Origin of the sequence: uncultured Pontibacter sp., from assembly GCF_947502515.1 — a bacterium.
Taxonomy (GTDB): domain Bacteria; phylum Bacteroidota; class Bacteroidia; order Cytophagales; family Hymenobacteraceae; genus Pontibacter.
In genome coordinates this window covers 422,450-440,630 of sequence record NZ_CANNAI010000004.1, presented here as the reverse complement: position 1 = coordinate 440,630, position 18,181 = coordinate 422,450, and the positions used below count along the sequence as shown (strand labels likewise).

Sequence of the window (18,181 nt, the reverse complement as noted above, 5' to 3'; positions counted from 1 at the left end):
AAAAAGAGAGCGTCTGTTCAATCAGAACAGACGCTCTCTTTTTCATTGGCTTCAAACCAATCCAATCATATAAGACTAGGCCGGCTGATACTTAAAATACACCACCGCCATAGGCGGCAACTTCAGCACGACAGAGTAATCATGCCCGTGGAAAGAATCAGGTATAGCCTGCAGTGTACCATGGTTGTGGAAATTACTGCCACCAAAATGGCCGTCATCACTATTGAACACCTCCACCCAATTGCCTCCGGTCGGTACACCTAAGCGATAGTGCTCGTGCACGCCTGGAGTGAAATTGCAAACTACTAACAGCTGGTCTTCAGGACGGTCACCCTTGCGCAGGAAACTCATCACACTATTATGCGCATCGTTAAAGTCGATCCACTCGAAGCCTGATGGGTCAAAGGCTTTGCTATAGAGAGCAGGCTGATCACGGTAGGTATGGTTTAGTGCGCGTATAAGCTCTTGAATGCCGGCATGGTACTTAAACTCCAAAAGGTGCCAGTCCAGGCTGCTGTCGTGGTTCCACTCACTGCTCTGGGCTATTTCTCCGCCCATAAACAACAGTTTCGCCCCCGGATGGGCATACATGTAGGTATAGAGCGCCCGTAAATTGGCGAAAGCCTGCCATTCATCCCCCGGCATTTTACGGATTAGAGCGCCTTTGCCGTGTACTACCTCATCGTGTGAGAGCGGCAGCATGAAACGCTCGCTGAAGGCGTAAATGATACTAAACGTGATATCGCCCTGGTGGTGCCTGCGGTAGATCGGATCTTTGGAAAAATATGTGAGCGTATCATGCATCCAGCCCATCATCCATTTCATGTCGAAGCCAAGTCCGCCGTCCTCTACTTTGCCTGTCACCTGCGGCCACGCCGTAGACTCTTCGGCAATGGTCAAGGTATCTGGAAACTGCTCATGCACGGCATGGTTAAAGTCTTTCAGGAAAGAGATCGCCTCCAGGTTTTCACGCCCGCCAAATTCGTTTGGAATCCATTCATCATGTTTGCGACTGTAGTCCAGGTATAGCATCGATGCAACGGCATCCACACGCAGCCCGTCCACGTGGTACTTATCAAGCCAGAACAGGGCGTTGCTGATTAGGAAAGAACGCACTTCGTTGCGACCGTAGTTGAAGATGTAGCTGTTCCAGTCCGGATGATAGCCTTTTCGCGGGTCGGCGTGCTCGAACAGGTGCGTACCATCGAAATAGGCCAGACCATGCTCGTCGGACGGAAAGTGCGAGGGCACCCAGTCCATGATCACGCCGATGCCTTCGCGGTGCAGGGCATCGATGAGACACATCAGATCTTCAGGAGAGCCATACATACTGGCCGCTGCAAAGTAACCTGTGATCTGGTATCCCCAGGAACCACTGAAAGGGTGGTACATCACCGGCATAAACTCCACATGCGTAAAGCCCAGGTTCTTGACATAAGCAGGCAGCTCCTCGGCGAGTTCACGGTAAGTCAGCGGACGATTGTTGTCCTCGGGCTTGCGACGCCATGAACCCACGTGCAGCTCGTACACGGAATATGGTTGTGGCTGGCCATGGCGCGACTTTCGCTGCTCCAGCCAGTCGTTGTCCTGCCAGCTGTGGTGCAGCTCGTGCACGACCGAAGCGGTTTGCGGCGGCTTTTCACGGCGCAGCGCAAAGGGGTCACTCTTCTCAACATGGTACATGTGGTAGCGTGACCGGATGTGGTACTTGTACAACATCCCGGCCTGCACATCCGGCACAAAGCCCTCCCATATACCTGAGCCGTCAGCCCGCGCCTGCAAATGGTGACTTTCACGGTTCCAGGAGTTGAAGTCGCCCATCACGGAAACCTGCTCGGCATTCGGGGCCCACACTGCAAAGTATGCTCCCTTCGTGCCCTGTCGCTCCATCAGGTGTGAACCCAGCTTCTCATACAGGTTGAAGTGACGTCCTTCACGGAACAGGTAAATATCAAACTCTGACAGGCGGCTGATGTCGTAATAAACCTGCCCGGTCTGTTCCTGATGCGGCTGCTCCATCACAGGTGCAGGCGTGGTAGACAAGCCCGTCTCCTGTGCCTCTACCTCCTGTTGCTGCGTCACCGACTTGGTAGACCTGCCTCGTTTTGGTTTTGTTTCCTCAGCAGTGGTCGTTGCTTTGGGTGTCGTAGCCTTGGCTGCACGTCCCCGCTTTGGCTTCACCATTACCTCCTGCGCAGCCTCTCCCATTTCGGAGCTGTCCGATTTACGCGGTCTGCCCCTTTTGGCAGGAGCCGCCGCAGCACCGGACTGCACTTCCACAGTGGCTATACCTTCTTGCTTGCTTTTCTTTCTGCCTCCAGCCTTTTTTGTGGCCGTGCCATCGTTCATGGCTGCGCCGGGCCCGGTTTCCATACTTGTTCCCGCCATCGGGTTCTGCTGTGTGTTCTCCTGTTCCTTTTTCTTAGCCATTCTGATATTTCTTCATGATGTACTTTATGCCCCTGATCGGGATGAGCACCCAATCCGGACGGTTGTTCAGTTCATATCCCAGTTCATAGATCGCCTTCTCAAGCAAGAAGGTTTCCATCAACACCTCTACGTCTTCTTCGTTTTCAGGCACTACGCCTGTACCCTTGGTTATACCCAGGTAGGTATGCATAAAGAAACCGCTGGCGTAGTGGTACCATTGCTCTGCCCAGGTCTCCAGGTAGTCGCCGTCTTCTTTGCGGAAGCTGTCCTGCTGGAACAGCGCATTATAAGCCGCATAGTGGAACGAGCGGATCATACCGGCCACGTCCCGCAGCGAGGAGCGTTTCAGACGGCGTTCGCTGAAAGAGCGGGCTGGCTCGCCTTCGAAGTCAATGATGATGAAGTCGCGGCCCGTGAACAGCACCTGACCCAGGTGGTAATCGCCGTGCGTGCGGATCTTCATGGTGTTGATCTTGCGGCGGAAGATCATCTTGAGCCGCTCGAGCACCTCCTGTCGCATTTGCAGTACCTCCTCCGCCTCGGCCCGCACGGCATCCGGCAGGTTAGGCAGGTGCTTGCGCAAGCTGTCAAAGTTGCTGCGCACCAAGGAGGTGAGTGACGAATAAAGCGAGCGCTGGTAGTGCAGCGAGAAGTCCTCCGGCGCAAAGTCCTTCGAGGTAACCATGTCGGATAGTGCCAGGTGCATCTCGGCGGTGCGTTGCCCCAGCAACTCAATGCGTTCTACGGACGCACCTCCCAGTTGCAGCTGCATGTGCTCCGGCGCTTCTGAAAAAGGCACTGGTTTTGCCAGCGTACCTGTCGTATCAATTTGCTCGATGTGCTCCTTGTGTGTCTGCAGACGTTCAAAGAATCGCTTGAGTGAATCCTCCATGTATACCCAGGCATCGCCCTGGTTCGGCACCAGTTCCTGCAGCATCACGAGCACCATCGGCGTTTTGCCTTCTTCCTCGTGCTCTATGGAGCCCAGGTACATCGGCACATTCGGAAATTCCTTCTCCGTAAGCGCCTGTACAATCTCCACGTCAGGGTTCAGTGTGCGGTCGAGTTTGCGGTATACCTTCAGGAAGAACTGGTTGTCGTACAGCACTGAGGTGTTGCTTTGCTCAGCCCCCAGTATTTTGGAAGAGAGCGTGTGCCCGATCTCCTTTATTTTGGCGGCAATAGAGCGGTTACCCGTTCCCACTAGTTCAGCGCTATCCACCTTGATACTCTTGCGCTTGGCCATCAGGTTGAGCAAAAGCTGGCGATAGTCCTCAGAGTAAACGGCATCATACAGAATACCCTCTTTTCCGTCCATGGTCACACGGGCTATCACACTGTTCGGCTGACTGGCAATGAGTTCTTCTTCCTGCTCACCGACCGCGAAGGCGATTGGCAACTGGTACAGTTCCGGCAGTCCTTCGTTGTAGCTCACCTCAATGAACAGCAGCGAAGCGGCAAAGCGACCCGCCGTCATCGGCATGTTGCTCACCACCTGCATACGCTGTATCGTGCGGGCCTTGCCCCCAAACCAGCGACGGTTCATCACGTATGGTGGCAGCACCTTGCTCTCGAGTGTTTTGAGTGCCCGGGCAGGTATAGGCTGGCTCAGTGATGGCAGCTGCATGGCCGGCTTCTTCATGTCGAGGCCTTCGCGACCGCTCACTTCCTGCGGCTGCAGCTCAAACCAGTAGTAGCCATGCGCGCCCATTGTGAGCACGTAGTTCTCCTCTTTTATCTGCGGGAATTTGTTTTTGCTGAACACCTCCACCGGCACATAGCCCCTGAACTCCGGCAGGTCCAGTTCCACTGCCTCCGGGAAGCGCGACAGGTTGGCAATAACCAGGATGTTCTCGTCCTGGTAAGAGCGCACAAAGGCCAGCACTTTGGCATTAGACGGATTCAGGAAGCGAATCTCTCCACGGCCGAAAGCCTTGTAGCGCTTGCGCATGTTGATGACGCGTCGCATCCACCAAAGCAGTGAGTTGGCGTTGTGCTGCTGCGTATCCACGTTCACCGACTCGTACTTGTACTCCGGGTCGATGATCACGGGCAGGTATAGCTTCTGCGGGTTGGCCGTCGAGAAGCCGGCATTGCGGTTATCGTTCCACTGCATCGGGGTACGCACGCCGTCGCGGTCACCCAGGTAGTAGTTATCGCCCATACCTATCTCGTCGCCATAATACACAACGGGTGTGCCTTTCATGGAGAAGAGCAGTACGTTCATGAGCTCTATCTTAGCGCGGTCATTGCCCAGCAGTGGCGCCAGGCGGTGGCGTATACCTAAGTTGATCTTGGCGAGTGGGTCACGGGTGTATACCTTGTACATGTAGTCGCGCTCCTCGTCGGTCACCATCTCGAGTGTGAGTTCGTCGTGGTTGCGCAGGAACATGGCCCACTGGCAGGTTTCAGGTATAGCCGGTGTCTGGTCAAAAATATCGATGATCGGGTAGCGGTCCTCCATCTTCACGGACATGAACAGACGCGGCATGATCGGGAAGTGGTAGTTCATGTGGCATTCGTCACCGTCACCGAAGTAGGAAGCCGAATCTTCCGGCCACATGTTCGCCTCGGCCAGCAACAGCTTGCCTTCGTATTTTTTGTCGACGTGCGCCCGCAGTTTTTTCAGGAATTCATGTGTCTCCGGAAGGTTCTCGCAGTTGGTGCCGTCACGCTCGAACAGATAAGGCACGGCATCCAGACGGAAGCCATCCACGCCCATGTCGAACCAATAGTCCAGCGTCTTGAACACCTCTTTCTGCACCTCCGGATTGTCGTAATTCAGGTCAGGCTGATGGTGGAAAAAGCGGTGCCAGTAGTATTGGCCAGCCACTGGGTCCCAGGTCCAGTTGCTCGGTTCGTAGTCCGTGAAAATAATGCGAACGTCCTTGTACTGGGTTGGGTCATCGGTCCACACATAAAAATCGCGGTGTTTGGAGCCCTTCTTGGCGCGGCGTGCCCGCTGGAACCAAGGGTGCTGATCGGAGGTGTGGTTGATAACCAGCTCGGTAATCACCTTCAGCCCCCGGCGATGCGCTTCCTTCACAAACAGCTTGAAATCCTGCATGGTGCCGTAGCTCGGATTGATGCTGAAGTAGTCGGCAATGTCATAGCCGTCGTCTTTGAGCGGCGAAGGATAGAAAGGCAATAACCAGATAGCGGTTACTCCCAGTTCTTCCAGGTAATCGAGCTTCTGCATGAGCCCTTTGAAGTCGCCAATGCCGTCGCCGTTACCATCCATGAAGGCCTTGATGTGCAGCTCGTAGATGATGGCATCTTTGTACCAGTGAATGTTGTCGTCGAGAAGGGTGTTGTCTTCTGCCATATAGTTTTTTCGGTTTTATTCGTGTTTGCTATGGTCATCAGGCAGCCAGGTATCGTCCAGACTGTCGTGGCCCATGCCCGGGGTAGCGGATTCGATGCGGAAGACGTGCACAGGCATTTCGTGCGGACGAAGCTCCACGTAATTCCACTCGCTGTTCCAGGTATATTTGTGTTCGGTCATCAGGTCGTGCACCATGTACTGCTGGTTGCTATCCATTTTGAGGACGTGCAGGGGCACCTGTACCCAACCCGCCTGCGTATGGTGCGGATCCAGGTTGACGACCATCAGCATTTTGTTCCGGAAGGTGCTGTCCCACTTGACGTAGCACAGGAGCTGCGGGTTGTCGGTATCGCCGAAGGCAATGTTCCAGGTGGTTTGCAGCGCCGGGTTGACCTGCCGTATCTTGTTTATCTTGGTGATGACTTCTCTTATTTTTGTGAGGCGGCCCCAGTCCCAGTGCATGACTTCATATTTCTCCGAATCCCAGTACTCTTCCTTGCCCTGCACCGGTGTGTTGATGCCGAACTCATAAACTGGTCCGTACATTCCATAATTGGATGACAGCGTAGCCGCCAGCACCACACGGGTAATGTGCGCAGGCTCACCACCCGACTGCAATTCGTGTGGCAGGATGTCTGGGGTGTTTGGCCAGAAGTTAGGACGGTAGAAGTCGCGCATCTCGGTTTGCGTGAGTTCGCGCATGTACTCTTTTATCTCGGCAGCTGTGTTGCGCCATGTGAAATAGGTATAGGACTGAGTAAAACCGATCTTACCGAGCCGTTCCATCACACGCGGACGGGTAAAGGCCTCTGCCAGAAAGATCACTTGCGGATACTGCTGGCGTACCTCCCGAATCAGCCACTCCCAAAATCCGAATGGCTTGGTGTGCGGATTGTCGACGCGGAAAACATAAACGCCCTGCTCGATCCAGTGAGTAACAATGCTTTTGAGTTCGCGCCACAGGTTCTGCCAGTCTTCTGTTTCGAAGTTCACCGGCAGCACGTCCTGGTATTTCTTAGGCGGGTTTTCGGCGTACTGTACCGTGCCATCCGGACGCCACTTAAACCACTGCGGATGCTCTTTTACATAGGGATGGTCAGGCGAACACTGAATGGCAAAATCCAGGGCTACTTCGATGCCGTGCTCACGGGCCGCCTGCACAAAGCTTCTGAACTCGTCTAGGCTTCCCAGTTCTGGCAGGATGGACTTGTGACCGCCTGTCTCAGCACCGATCGCCCATGGTGAGCCAGGTTCTCCCGGTTCAGAAGTTACGGAGTTGTTTTTGCCTTTGCGGAAAGCGTAGCCGATCGGGTGGATCGGTGGCAGGTAGATCGTATCGAAGCCCATTTCGGCGATGCGCGGTAGCAGGCGCTCGCAGTCCTGGAAGGTGCCATGGCGGCCTGCCTCTTGTGCAGCGGAGCGCGGGAAGAATTCGTACCAGGTACTGAAAAGCGCTTTTTGTCGCTCTACTTCCACTGTCTGTATTTTGTGATAGGTCGTTACGTTCTGGCGATCACAGCAGGCGTGCATCAGGTCCGATACGTCTTCACCTGTAGCCAGTGCCACCGCGTCGGCAATAGACCCCGGCTTGTTCAGTTGCTCGGCCCACTTGCGCAGTCGCTTCTGCTGACCGGGTTTGGCGGTAGCGGCAGATTCTTCTAATAGCTGGGCGCCTATCTGCAGCTCGATCGTAATATCCTGATTCGCTTCAAACTTCTTCTTGAGCCCCTTCTGCCAGGTATAGAAATGATCCACCCAGCCCTGCAGGGTATACTCAAAAGTGCCCATGCTATCGGGTGTGAAAGTCACTTGCCAGCGGTCGTTGCCCAGGAAAGTCATCGGCACTTCGTTCCACTTTTTCTTTTTGGAATGCCGGTAGAGCAATACCGCTTTTACCTCGTCATGGCCGTCTCCAAACACATCTGCCGTCACTTCGACTTCTTCTCCCACAGTGCGCTTGATTGGATACTGCCCACAGTTTACCTGCGGTTTCACGTTCTCGATGACAACCCTTTTGGTTCCTTCCAATGCTTCCATGTATGCTTTTTTCCTGATTTGATATAGAATAGCTAATAGGTACTGCATGCGCGCGCAATAGGTTTCGGGTGAGTCTGCAGCAGAGCACCTATAGCCTATGTTAAGCGGTGCAGGGGACAACTTTGGAATCATAAAAGATTCAATTGCTCAAAAAAGAACAACCTAATGCCGTATATGCCAGTTAGAAATCAGGCGTAAAAGGATACTATATGAGCATAACACGAGAGATAGGAGCACATTATACACCAGGCAAGGGTACGTTATTTACAGTATGGGCCCCGGCCGCCGCACAGGTGGATGTGGTCTTAAAAGATAACAAAGATAACGATAACATAATACCACTGCAGCGCGAAGCCTTCGGTTACTGGACCGCCCTGAGTGAAGAGACTGGCCCCGGCGCACGCTATACCTTCCAGCTTGACGAAGAGATGGAGCGCCCTGACCCTGCCTCCCACTTTCAGCCCGACGGCGTGCATGAACCCTCAGCCGTAGTAGACCATACCTCCTTTGGGTGGACCGACAAAAACTGGAAACCGCTGCCGCTGGAGCAGTACATTGTGTACGAACTGCATGTGGGTACTTTTTCTGAGGAGGGTACTTTCCAGGGTGTCATTGACAAGCTGTCCGAGTTGGTGGATCTAGGTATAACAGCGATTGAAATCATGCCAGTGGCCGCTTTCCCGGGAGGTCGGAACTGGGGCTACGATGGCGTATACCCTTCGGCGGTGCAGGAAAGCTACGGCGGACCGGAGGGGCTGAAAAAAATGGTGGACGCCTGCCACGCCGCAGGTATAGCTGTGGTGCTGGATGTGGTGTACAATCACCTTGGTCCGGAAGGAAATTACCTCAATGAGTTCGGTCCTTACTTCACTGACAAGTATAATACGCCCTGGGGCAAGGCGCTCAATTTCGATGACGCCCACAGCGACCATGTGCGCAACTTCTTTATCCAGAATGCCCTGCTATGGCTGCGTGATTATCATATCGATGCCCTGCGCCTCGATGCTGTCCATGCCATCCTGGACACAGGCGCGAAGCACTTTTTGCAAGATTTGCAGGAGCAGGTAGAGCACCTGGAAAAACAGTTGGGACGCCACTTCATCCTGATTGCTGAAAGCGACCTGAATGATGTGCGCATCATCAACCCGACAGAGAAAGGCGGCTTTGGATTGGCAGCGCAGTGGAGCGATGATTTTCACCATGCAGTGCATGCCCTGCTCACGGGTGAAGACTCCGGCTATTACAGCGATTTCGGAAAACTGGAGCAATTGCAGAAAGTGCTGCAGCATGGCTTTGTTTATGACGGGCTTTACTCCGAGCACCGCAAGCGCACCTTCGGCAGCGACGCCACCGCAAACCCTGCACGTCAGTTCGTAGTCTGCTCTCAGAACCACGACCAGGTGGGCAATCGCATGCTCGGCGAGCGCCTGACGAAGCTGGTTTCTTACGACACGCTTAAGGTGGCGGCAGGATTGGTATTGCTCTCCCCTTTCACTCCGATGCTGTTTATGGGCGAAGAGTATGGCGAAGAAAATCCCTTCCTATACTTTGTGAGCCACTCCGACAAAGACCTGGTAGAGGCCGTGCGCAAAGGCCGCAAAGAAGAGTTCTCTTCTTTTTCCTGGCAAGGCGAAGCACCCGATCCGCAGTCAGAAGAGACCTTCAACCAATCGAAACTGCAGCGCAGCTACGAGCACAGCGAAAAGCACCGCCAGCTGCGCGACTTCTACAAAGCCCTTATTCAGCTCCGCAAGTCCGCCCCTGCTATGGCACGACCTGACAAGACCAGACTACATGTTTCGGGCGACAGCCATACCCATGTGTTACACCTTATCCACTCGGGTGAGAGTCCGTACCTGTACGCTTTATTTAACATAAGTAATCAACCACAAAAAACCAATATAGTAAAAGAGGTGGGAGCTTCTTGGAAGTTGGTACTCGGTTCTGATGAAGGCAGATATGGCGGGGCAGGGAAAGACTTGTTACGTGAACTCAGTGCAGGACAGGAAATAGAACTGCCTGCGGCGTCCGTCACCGTATACCAAAGCAACATCATTTTATGAAAAGAGACCGGAGCACTGCAGGTATAGCCATCGAGCGGATCAAATACGTTCCGGCACAATACTCCTATACCTGCCAGCCTTTGCCCATCGTCTGAAATTCTTTTGTCTTAAGACACTATTATGAACAAGTATATCTGCATTCACGGACACTTCTACCAGCCCCCGCGCGAGAATCCATGGCTTAACGAAGTGGAGTTACAGGAGTCAGCGCACCCTTTTCACGACTGGAACGAGCGCATCACGGCTGAATGCTATGCCCGTAACTCGGCTTCGCGCATCCAGAACGGCAAGGGGCAGATCGTGGACATCATGAACAACTACGCCCGCATGAGCTTCAACTTCGGTCCGACCCTGCTGGAGTGGATGGAGAAAAAAGCGCCGGATATTTACCAGTCCATTCTCGATGCCGACAAAGAAAGTCAGAAGCGCTTTTCAGGACACGGGTCCGCTATCGGGCAGGTATACAACCACATGATCATGCCGCTGGCCAACGCCCGCGACCAGCACACGCAGGTAGTTTGGGGGATTTACGATTTTCGGAAGCGCTTCGGTCGCGACCCGGAGGGCATGTGGTTGGGCGAAACGGCCGCGAATACCGACACCCTGGAAGTGCTGGCCGAGCACGGCATCAAATTCACCATCCTCTCCCCCTACCAGGCAAAACGCTACCGCAAGATCGACGAGAAAGAGTGGCACAATGCCACAGGGGCCAAGATAGACCCCAAGAGGCCGTACCGGTGTACATTGCCTTCGGGCCGTACCATTGCCTTGTTTTTTTATGACGCGCCTGTGTCGCAGGCCATTGCTTTTGAAGGCTTGCTGGAGAGCGGCGAGAAGTTTGCACACCGCCTCACCACCACCTTCGACGAGCACAGCAAAGATCCGCAGCTGATGCACATCGCTACCGACGGCGAAACCTACGGCCACCATCACCGCTTCGGCGAAATGGCCCTCTCCTACGCTCTGCACCACATTGAGCAGGAAGAGCTAGCCAAAATCACGATCTATGGAGAGTACCTGGAGCTATACCCACCCAAGTATGAAGCTGAGATCATCGAGAACACCTCCTGGAGCTGCATGCACGGTGTGGAGCGCTGGCGCAGCGACTGCGGTTGCCACACCGGCGGACATGACGATTGGAACCAAGCCTGGCGGGCTCCCGTGCGGGAGGGATTTGACTGGGTGCGCGATCAGTTGGAGCCACTGTACGAGCAGGAAATGCGCCAGCTGGGAGCCGATCCGTGGCAAACCCGCAACAATTACATCCAGGTGATCATGGACCGGGACGAGGAGCATGTGCGGGAGTTCATTCACTCACAGACCAACCGGGAACTGAGCAAAGGGGAACAGATCAAGTTCCTGAAATTGCTCGAAATGCAGTACCACGCCATGCTGATGTACACCAGTTGCGGTTGGTTCTTTGATGAAGTGACGGGCATCGAAACCATGCAGGACATTCTGTATGCGACCCGTGCCCTGCAGCTTGCCAAGGACCTGAGCGGAGAAGACTACGAAACGAAATTTGTAGAATTTCTGAGGAGGGCCAAGAGCAACAACAAGGAGTATGGCGACGCATCCAAAGCCTATTACAAAATAGTGCAGCCTACCCAACTGGACCTTTTGCGGGTGGGTGCCCATTATGCCGTTTCGTCCCTTTTTGCTGACTCGCCTGAGGAATTGCCGCTTTATAGTTACAAGGCGACCTCGGAGTATTACGAAATGCTGGAAGCGGGTCGGCAGCGGCTGGCCATTGGCAAAGCCTTTATCCGCTCCACCATCACCTGGGAGGAAGTAGACGTATCGTTTGGCGTGCTACACATTGGTGATCATCAGTTGTTCGGGGGCGTGCGCAAATTCGTAAGCCCGGATGCCTTCGCCACCCTGCACCACGAACTCAGCTCGGCCTTCGATAAGGGGAACATCACGGAAGTAATCATGTTGCTCGACAAGCACTTTGAGTCACACAACTACTCGTTCTGGCACCTATTCCGGGACGACCAAAAGAAAATCTTGGACCAGGTACTGGAGCAAACCATGCGATCGCTGGAGCACGACTTTCAGCAGGTATACGACAACAACTATCCGCTGATGGCTGCCATCAAAAACGTGGACATGAACCTGCCGCGGCCACTGCAAATCACGGTGGATTATATTGTAACAAGTCGTTTGCTCGAAGCCCTGATGGCCGAGCGGGTGGATGTGGATACGGTACTTAAACTGCTGAAAGAAGTCGATCGCATGGGTGTGAAACTGGACGAGGAAGCGGTGAATTATGCGGCTACTATCCATGTAGAAGAAGCGATGTACTACCTGGAAGAAAATCCTGATGACACGGAGCACATGCTATACCTGACAGAACTCCTGACGGTCATCAACGGCTCAAGTCTGCAGCCGGAGTATTGGCAGTCGCAGAACATCGCTTTCAAGATGCGACAAACCACCTATGAGATTAACCGCAAAAAGCAGGATGAAAAAAACGAAAAAGCCGATGCCTGGTGCAAGCAGTTCGAAGAGTTGTATAAAAGTCTGAATCTGAAAATATAAAGCAGGCATCTCACAAACTTTGTCCACTAAGCTACCTTTCCCTATACAGCTAAAAAGAAAACAACATGGTATACATACCTTCCTCCACATACAGACTACAACTGTCCCCGAAGTTTAAACTGAAGGACCTGAAAAACATCCTCCCCTACCTGCGGGACCTGGGCATTAGCACCATCTACGCTGCCCCTTTTTTCACGGCCCGCCCCGGCAGTGAGCACGGCTATGATGTGACGGATCCCCACCAACTCAACCCCGACGTAGGCACCATGGAGGAGCTGCAGGAGATCGCCGATGAATTGAAAGCACATGGCATGGGTTGGCTGCAGGATATTGTCCCGAATCACATGGCCTTCCACCCGAACAATGCCTGGCTGATGGATGTGCTGGAGAAAGGCCAGAAGTCGCGATTCTATACTTTCTTCGACGTCAACTTCAACCACCCCGATTTCAAGGGCCAGCTAATGGTACCCTTCCTGGGGGAGCCCCTGGAGGAGGTAATCAGACAGGAACAGCTTAAGGTCACCTTTGATGAACATGGCTTCCATTTGAACTACTTCGATAATAGTTACCCGGTCAGCATCGACAGCTATACCTTCCTGCTAGGGCGTGCTGCTGAGAAACTTAAATCCTCAGAAACCAGCACCACACTAACTGAGTACGTGCAAAAACTGGAGGGGCTGATGTCGCATGACAAGCTGGAGCCAAACGACTGGGAACAGGCGAAACAGGCACTCTTCCAGACTGCGCAGGATCATGCAGAGATAAAGCAAGGTATAGCCGATGTACTGCAAGGTATAAACGATGACAAGACGGCCCTGAAGGAGCTACTGCAGCAACAATACTACATGCTGAGTCACTGGCAGGAAACAGAGAAGCGCATTAACTACCGTCGCTTCTTCACCGTCAACGACCTGATCTGCACTGCCATAGAGCGGGAGGAGGTATTTCATCACTACCACCAGTTCATCAAAGAACTTTGCATGCGGCAGCTGGTGCAGGGATTGCGTGTAGATCATGTCGATGGCCTATTCGACCCGGATACCTACCTGGAGCGACTTCGTGAACTGGCAGGCGAACAGGTATACCTGGTGGTGGAGAAGATTCTGGAAGGGGAAGAAAACATGCCGGACTACTGGCCAATTGAGGGCAACAGCGGCTATGATTTTCTTGCTTGGGTGAGCAACCTCTATACCGATGCCGAAGGTGAGAAAAAACTCACCGACATCTACCACCACCTGGTGCCTGAAGCCCCACTCGACTACGAAAAGCTGGTGTACGAAAAGAAGCTGCTGATACTCGAAAACTACATGCAGGGCGAGCTGCAAAACCTGCTGCGGCTGCTCCGTGATTGTGAGCTTATACCTGCTTCGACAGAAGATAAAAACTGGCACCATGCTCTGGCTATCTTGCTGGCTTCCTTCCCGGTGTACCGCATCTACGGCCATACTTTCCCGCTGCCGCCCGAGGCCATGGAAGTGGTGAACAAGGCTTTTGCCAATGCGCATGAAAAAGCACCTGATGTCAAAGACGAGCTAGAGCACCTGCGCACTTTGTTTGCGTCAGGTGACCAGGATAGCGAAGAGCAGAAACGCAATAAGCTATACTTTGTCATGCGTAGCCAGCAGTTTACAGGTCCGCTGGCGGCCAAGGGTGTGGAGGATACCACCTTCTACAACTACAACCGCCTGCTGGCACTCAACGAAGTGGGCAATAGTCCGGATGTGTTCAACCTCGACCGTCGTGATTTCCACGAGCGCATGCAATACCGCATGAAAACCTATCCGCACTCCATCAACGCCACGGCCACGCACGACACCAAACGCGGCGAAGGCTCCCGCATGCGCCTGCAGGTGCTGAGCGAAATACCTGAGGAGTGGGAGAAAAATGCGCAGGAGTGGATGCAACTGGCACGGCAGCATGGCAAGTCCGGTACCCCTACAGCAAACGATCTCTACTTTATCCTGCAAACCCTGCTGGGCGTAATGCCGATCGACGGCGAAGTAGATGATACGCTGGTGGAACGGGTGCAGGAGTATCTGGTGAAAGCTTTCCGGGAGGCTAAGGTCAACACGAACTGGTCGGAACCAAACGAGGACTATGAAAATGGGGTCAAAAATCTGGTGCAGCAATTGTTGCAGAAAGACGAGGACTTCATGGCTTCGTTCATGCCTTTTTTCCGGAAGGCAGCGCACTTTGGCTGGCTGTACTCTTTGTGCCAGACGCTCCTCAAAACCACCTGCCCCGGTGTGCCCGATGTGTACCAGGGCTGCGAACTCTGGGACTTCAGTTTGGTAGACCCTGACAACCGCCGCCCCGTAGACTACGAGCAGCGTCAGCAGTTTTTGCAGGAAATAAAGACAAATGAAAAATCGCAAGACTTACTTCAGCAAATTCTGTCAACACCAACAGACGCCCGCGTGAAACTATACCTGTTGCACCAGGTGCTCCACCTTCGCAAGGAGCTAAAATCGCTTTTCGACAAGGGCGATTATATCCCGCTTCAGTTGAAAGGACGGCATAGCAAACATGCCATGGCATTCGCCCGTCAGAACGGCGACGACTGGTGCATCGTGGTGGTCCCGCGACTGCTTACGGGTATCATTACCGAAAACGAATTGCCATTGGGCGAGCAGGTATGGGGCGACACGTTGGTCGAACTGCCTGCCGGGGCTCCGCAAAGCTGGCGACAGCTATTTGGCGGCCATACCGTACAAGCGAAGCAGGCTATACCATTAGCTGAGATTTTCAAGACTTTCCCGGTTGCACTTTTAACATCCACAAACGCATGATCATACCTAAACGAAGCAGTGGCATTCTGCTCCACATCACCTCGCTCCCTTCTGCTTATGGCATTGGCGACCTGGGCTCGGAGGCCTACAAGTTTGCCGACCTGCTGGCTGAGGGTGGTCAGCGCTACTGGCAAATATTACCGCTCAACCCGACCGAAATTGGCTCCGGCAACTCACCCTACAGCAGCCACTCCGCTTTTGCGGGCAATCCTTTGCTGATCAGTCCGGAGCGGTTGGTGGAAGATGGGCTGCTGGACAAGAAAGACATTCGGGCAGGCGGCGGCTTCGATAAGGCCAAGGTGAACTACCCGAAAGTAGCAGACTATAAAGTGAAGCTGCTGCGACAGGCGTATGACAATTACAAAGACGGTCAGGCAAGCAAACTCAAAAGCGCTTTTATCCGGTTTCAGGAAACGCACAAGGAATGGCTTTCCGACTTTACCTGCTTTGTGGCACTCAAGCATTACTACAACGGCAAGCCTTGGGTTGAATGGCCTGAAAAAGTAAAAACGAGGCAGGACCATGCCATGGAAGCGCTTACCGCAGAGCTCGCCGTGGAAATGGAGCGGGAGGCTTTTTTCCAGTTCCTTTTCTACCGGCAGTGGGAAGCACTCAAAGCATATTGCACCTCCAAAGAGATCACCTTTATCGGAGACATGCCATTTTATGTTAGCCACGACAGCGCTGATGTTTGGGCACATCCGCACATCTTCAAACTGGACCGGGCCGGTATGCCCACAGCCGTATCGGGGGTGCCACCGGACTACTTCAGCGAAACAGGACAGCTTTGGGGCACGCCTGTATTTGACTGGAAGAAACTGCAGGAACAAAACTTCGACTGGTGGCTGCAGCGCATCGCCCATAACCTGGAGCTCTTCGGCTTGCTTCGCCTCGACCATTTCCGGGCTTTCTCTGCTTACTGGGAAGTACCCGCCGACGAGAAAACCGCCATCAACGGCAAATGGGTTAATACGCCGGGAGCTGAACTGCTGGTTGTGGTACGAAAAAAATTCCCTGCTATGCCCATCATTGCTGAAGACCTGGGGGAGATAGACCAGCCGGTACGCGACCTGATGAGCCAGTTTGATCTGCCGGGCATGCGGGTGCTGCTCTTTGCCTTTGGCGAAGACCTGCCGGAAAGCATTTACGCACCACACCACCACATAAAGCAATGCATTGTATATACCGGTACCCACGACAACAGCACCGTACGGGCCTGGTATGAGCAGGACGCCAGCCGAGACGATAAGAAGCGACTGAGCGACTATAGCGCCCAGCGGCTCTCAAAGGAAAACACGCACGAGGTGATGGCACGACTTGCCTACATGTCAGTGGCGCAGCTTGTGGTGCTGCCCATCCAGGATGTGCTGGGCTTGGGTAAAGAAGCTATCATGAACAAACCCTCCACTGCGAAGGGTAACTGGCAGTGGCGCCTGCAGCCGGGGCAGTTTACTAAAACGGTAGCGCAGCGCTTGAGAAAGGAAGTGGAATTATACGGTAGGTAAATCTACGCGAAGATCGAAACCAGGTGCTAATTACCCAGCGTAAAACTGTTGTGTAATTAGCACCTTTTTCTTTTTTATTTCTCCCAAAAACCTTACATTGATTCAGCTTTCAGGTATAGCCCGAAAGATTCTCTCACCTAATCTACAGCATTATGCCATTAGCTTCCACAGCATTACCACTGGGCACTGTAGCACCCAACTTTGCCCTGCTCGACACGGTTTCCGACAAGCTTGTCTGTTTAGAGGATGTGGTTTCCAACAAAGCCACTGTCGTCATGTTTCTGTGCAACCATTGCCCTTACGTACAGCTCATACTGGACGAACTGGTGCAGGTAGCCAACGAGTATCAGCAAAAAGGCGTGAGTTTTGTGGGAATCAGCTCAAACGATGCGGTAAATTATCCGCAGGACGGTCCGCTGCAGATGCGGGAATTGGCCGGCGAGAAAAGCTTTCCTTTTCCTTACCTGTATGACCAGACCCAGCAAGTGGCCCGCGCTTACCAGGCAGTATGCACACCGGAGTTCTTTGTGTTCGACCGCAACATGCGCCTGGCCTACCATGGGCAGTTTGATGACGCACGCCCTAAAAGCGAAACGCCCGTAACAGGACAGGACCTGCGACAGGCGCTTGATGCCTTGCTGGCCGGTGATCAGGTAAGTGCTGACCAGAAACCAGGTATAGGCTGTGGCATTAAATGGAAAACTCCGCTGGCGGAAGCTGGGTAGGCTGCGTGCTGGCCATATAGCCCGCCACGGCATTGGCATTGTCCAGGTAGTGCGAGGTATAGGTAAGGTCACCCGAGTGGATGTATAGGGCTGTCTTGCCTTTTACTGCATCGATTATGCTTTCGTGCTCTCCCAGTGGCACCGCCGGGCATCCCAGGCTGCGGCCTAGTCTGCCGTATTTGTTCATAAAGTCTTCGGTCGCATACTCGGCACCGTGCATCACCACGGCACGGTCACGGGCATTGGAGTTATGGGCTTCATCCAGTCCATCGAGCCGCAGCGACTTGCCGTGCTTGCCATAGTATACCTCATCGGTCACATAGAATCCGACGCTGCTCATAAATGATTTGTGCTCGTTAGAAAATGCCTGCGCCATCACTTCGCCTGAGCCTCTGCCATGCGCTACATACGTGTTGCTAAGCACCTGCCGGTTGTTCAAGTCAAGCACCCATAGCCTTTTTTCGCTGGAGGGTTTTGTGAAGTCTACTATTGTCAGGATGCCTTTATCTGACAGACGCCCTTCGTTGTACATGCCGTAATAGCCCATCAAGGCATTGTTAAACACATCATAGTTAAGATCCGACGCACTCAGGTTCATTTGAGTGTAGAGGTCAAAGGACACTTGCTCAAAGCGCATGACAGACAATGCTGTCACATTAGGCTTCACCTTATGGTTGATAGATACATATTTACCAGCCCCTATAGAAGCGGAGGGCGATAGTATGAGCGGCGCAAAGAGAGGCAACAGCCGTTTACCCATTCG

General features: G+C 53.4%; 9 protein-coding genes. 5 read left to right on the top strand and 4 right to left on the bottom strand.

Annotated features, from left to right (window positions below):
* Positions 1-75 precede the first annotated feature (75 nt).
* Genes glgB through Q1A54_RS13155 form a run of 3 tightly spaced genes read right to left on the bottom strand, consistent with a single transcriptional unit; the run spans position 76 to position 7,792 of the window.
* Positions 76-2,430: a 1,4-alpha-glucan branching protein GlgB gene (gene glgB / locus Q1A54_RS13165; protein WP_299988889.1), complete on the bottom strand. Its 2,355-nt coding sequence runs from the start codon at positions 2,428-2,430 to the stop codon at positions 76-78.
* Positions 2,423-5,755: a maltose alpha-D-glucosyltransferase gene (gene treS, locus Q1A54_RS13160; protein ID WP_299988886.1), complete on the bottom strand. Its 3,333-nt coding sequence runs from the start codon at positions 5,753-5,755 to the stop codon at positions 2,423-2,425. The genes glgB and treS overlap by 8 nt, the downstream gene beginning before the upstream one ends.
* A 15-nt stretch (positions 5,756-5,770) precedes the next feature.
* Complete coding sequence (locus Q1A54_RS13155) at positions 5,771-7,792, bottom strand: alpha-1,4-glucan--maltose-1-phosphate maltosyltransferase (RefSeq protein WP_299988883.1); 2,022 nt, start codon at positions 7,790-7,792, stop codon at positions 5,771-5,773.
* A 209-nt stretch (positions 7,793-8,001) separates the two neighbouring features.
* Here Q1A54_RS13155 and treZ point away from each other — a divergent pair, with 209 nt between their 5' ends.
* The 5 genes from treZ (at position 8,002) to Q1A54_RS13130 (ending at position 17,418) form a co-directional block, all read left to right on the top strand.
* Positions 8,002-9,855: a malto-oligosyltrehalose trehalohydrolase gene (gene treZ, locus Q1A54_RS13150; protein WP_299988881.1), complete on the top strand. Its 1,854-nt coding sequence runs from the start codon at positions 8,002-8,004 to the stop codon at positions 9,853-9,855.
* A gap of 120 nt (positions 9,856-9,975) precedes the next feature.
* A complete protein-coding gene (locus Q1A54_RS13145) occupies positions 9,976-12,399 on the top strand; it encodes a DUF3536 domain-containing protein (protein ID WP_299988879.1) in 2,424 nt (807 codons plus the stop codon).
* A 65-nt stretch (positions 12,400-12,464) separates the two neighbouring features.
* Complete coding sequence (treY, locus tag Q1A54_RS13140; RefSeq protein WP_299988876.1) at positions 12,465-15,188, top strand: malto-oligosyltrehalose synthase; 2,724 nt, start codon at positions 12,465-12,467, stop codon at positions 15,186-15,188.
* Positions 15,185-16,693 (top strand): 4-alpha-glucanotransferase, encoded by a 1,509-nt coding sequence (gene malQ / locus Q1A54_RS13135; protein ID WP_299988872.1) that lies wholly within the window; start codon positions 15,185-15,187, stop codon positions 16,691-16,693. Before treY ends, malQ begins: the two co-directional genes overlap by 4 nt.
* A gap of 152 nt (positions 16,694-16,845) precedes the next feature.
* The gene (locus Q1A54_RS13130) at positions 16,846-17,418 is read left to right on the top strand and encodes a thioredoxin family protein (protein ID WP_299988870.1); all 573 of its coding nucleotides are present in this window, start codon (positions 16,846-16,848) and stop codon (positions 17,416-17,418) included.
* Here the strand turns inward: Q1A54_RS13130 and Q1A54_RS13125 are convergent.
* Positions 17,384-18,178: a murein L,D-transpeptidase catalytic domain family protein gene (locus Q1A54_RS13125; protein WP_299988866.1), complete on the bottom strand. Its 795-nt coding sequence runs from the start codon at positions 18,176-18,178 to the stop codon at positions 17,384-17,386. The genes Q1A54_RS13130 and Q1A54_RS13125 overlap by 35 nt on opposite strands.
* Positions 18,179-18,181: the final 3 nt, after the last annotated feature.

Bases quoted from the DNA above. Each gene is read 5' to 3' on its own strand.
- Q1A54_RS13125 (WP_299988866.1), bottom strand. From the start codon at position 18,178: ATGGGTAAACGGCTGTTGCCTCTCTTTGCGCCGCTCATACTATCGCCC.
- Q1A54_RS13130 (WP_299988870.1), top strand. From the start codon at position 16,846: ATGCCATTAGCTTCCACAGCATTACCACTGGGCACTGTAGCACCCAAC.
- Q1A54_RS13145 (WP_299988879.1), top strand. From the start codon at position 9,976: ATGAACAAGTATATCTGCATTCACGGACACTTCTACCAGCCCCCGCGC.
- treY (WP_299988876.1), top strand. From the start codon at position 12,465: ATGGTATACATACCTTCCTCCACATACAGACTACAACTGTCCCCGAAG.
- glgB (WP_299988889.1), bottom strand. From the start codon at position 2,430: ATGGCTAAGAAAAAGGAACAGGAGAACACACAGCAGAACCCGATGGCG.
- malQ (WP_299988872.1), top strand. From the start codon at position 15,185: ATGATCATACCTAAACGAAGCAGTGGCATTCTGCTCCACATCACCTCG.
- treS (WP_299988886.1), bottom strand. From the start codon at position 5,755: ATGGCAGAAGACAACACCCTTCTCGACGACAACATTCACTGGTACAAA.
- treZ (WP_299988881.1), top strand. From the start codon at position 8,002: ATGAGCATAACACGAGAGATAGGAGCACATTATACACCAGGCAAGGGT.
- Q1A54_RS13155 (WP_299988883.1), bottom strand. From the start codon at position 7,792: ATGGAAGCATTGGAAGGAACCAAAAGGGTTGTCATCGAGAACGTGAAA.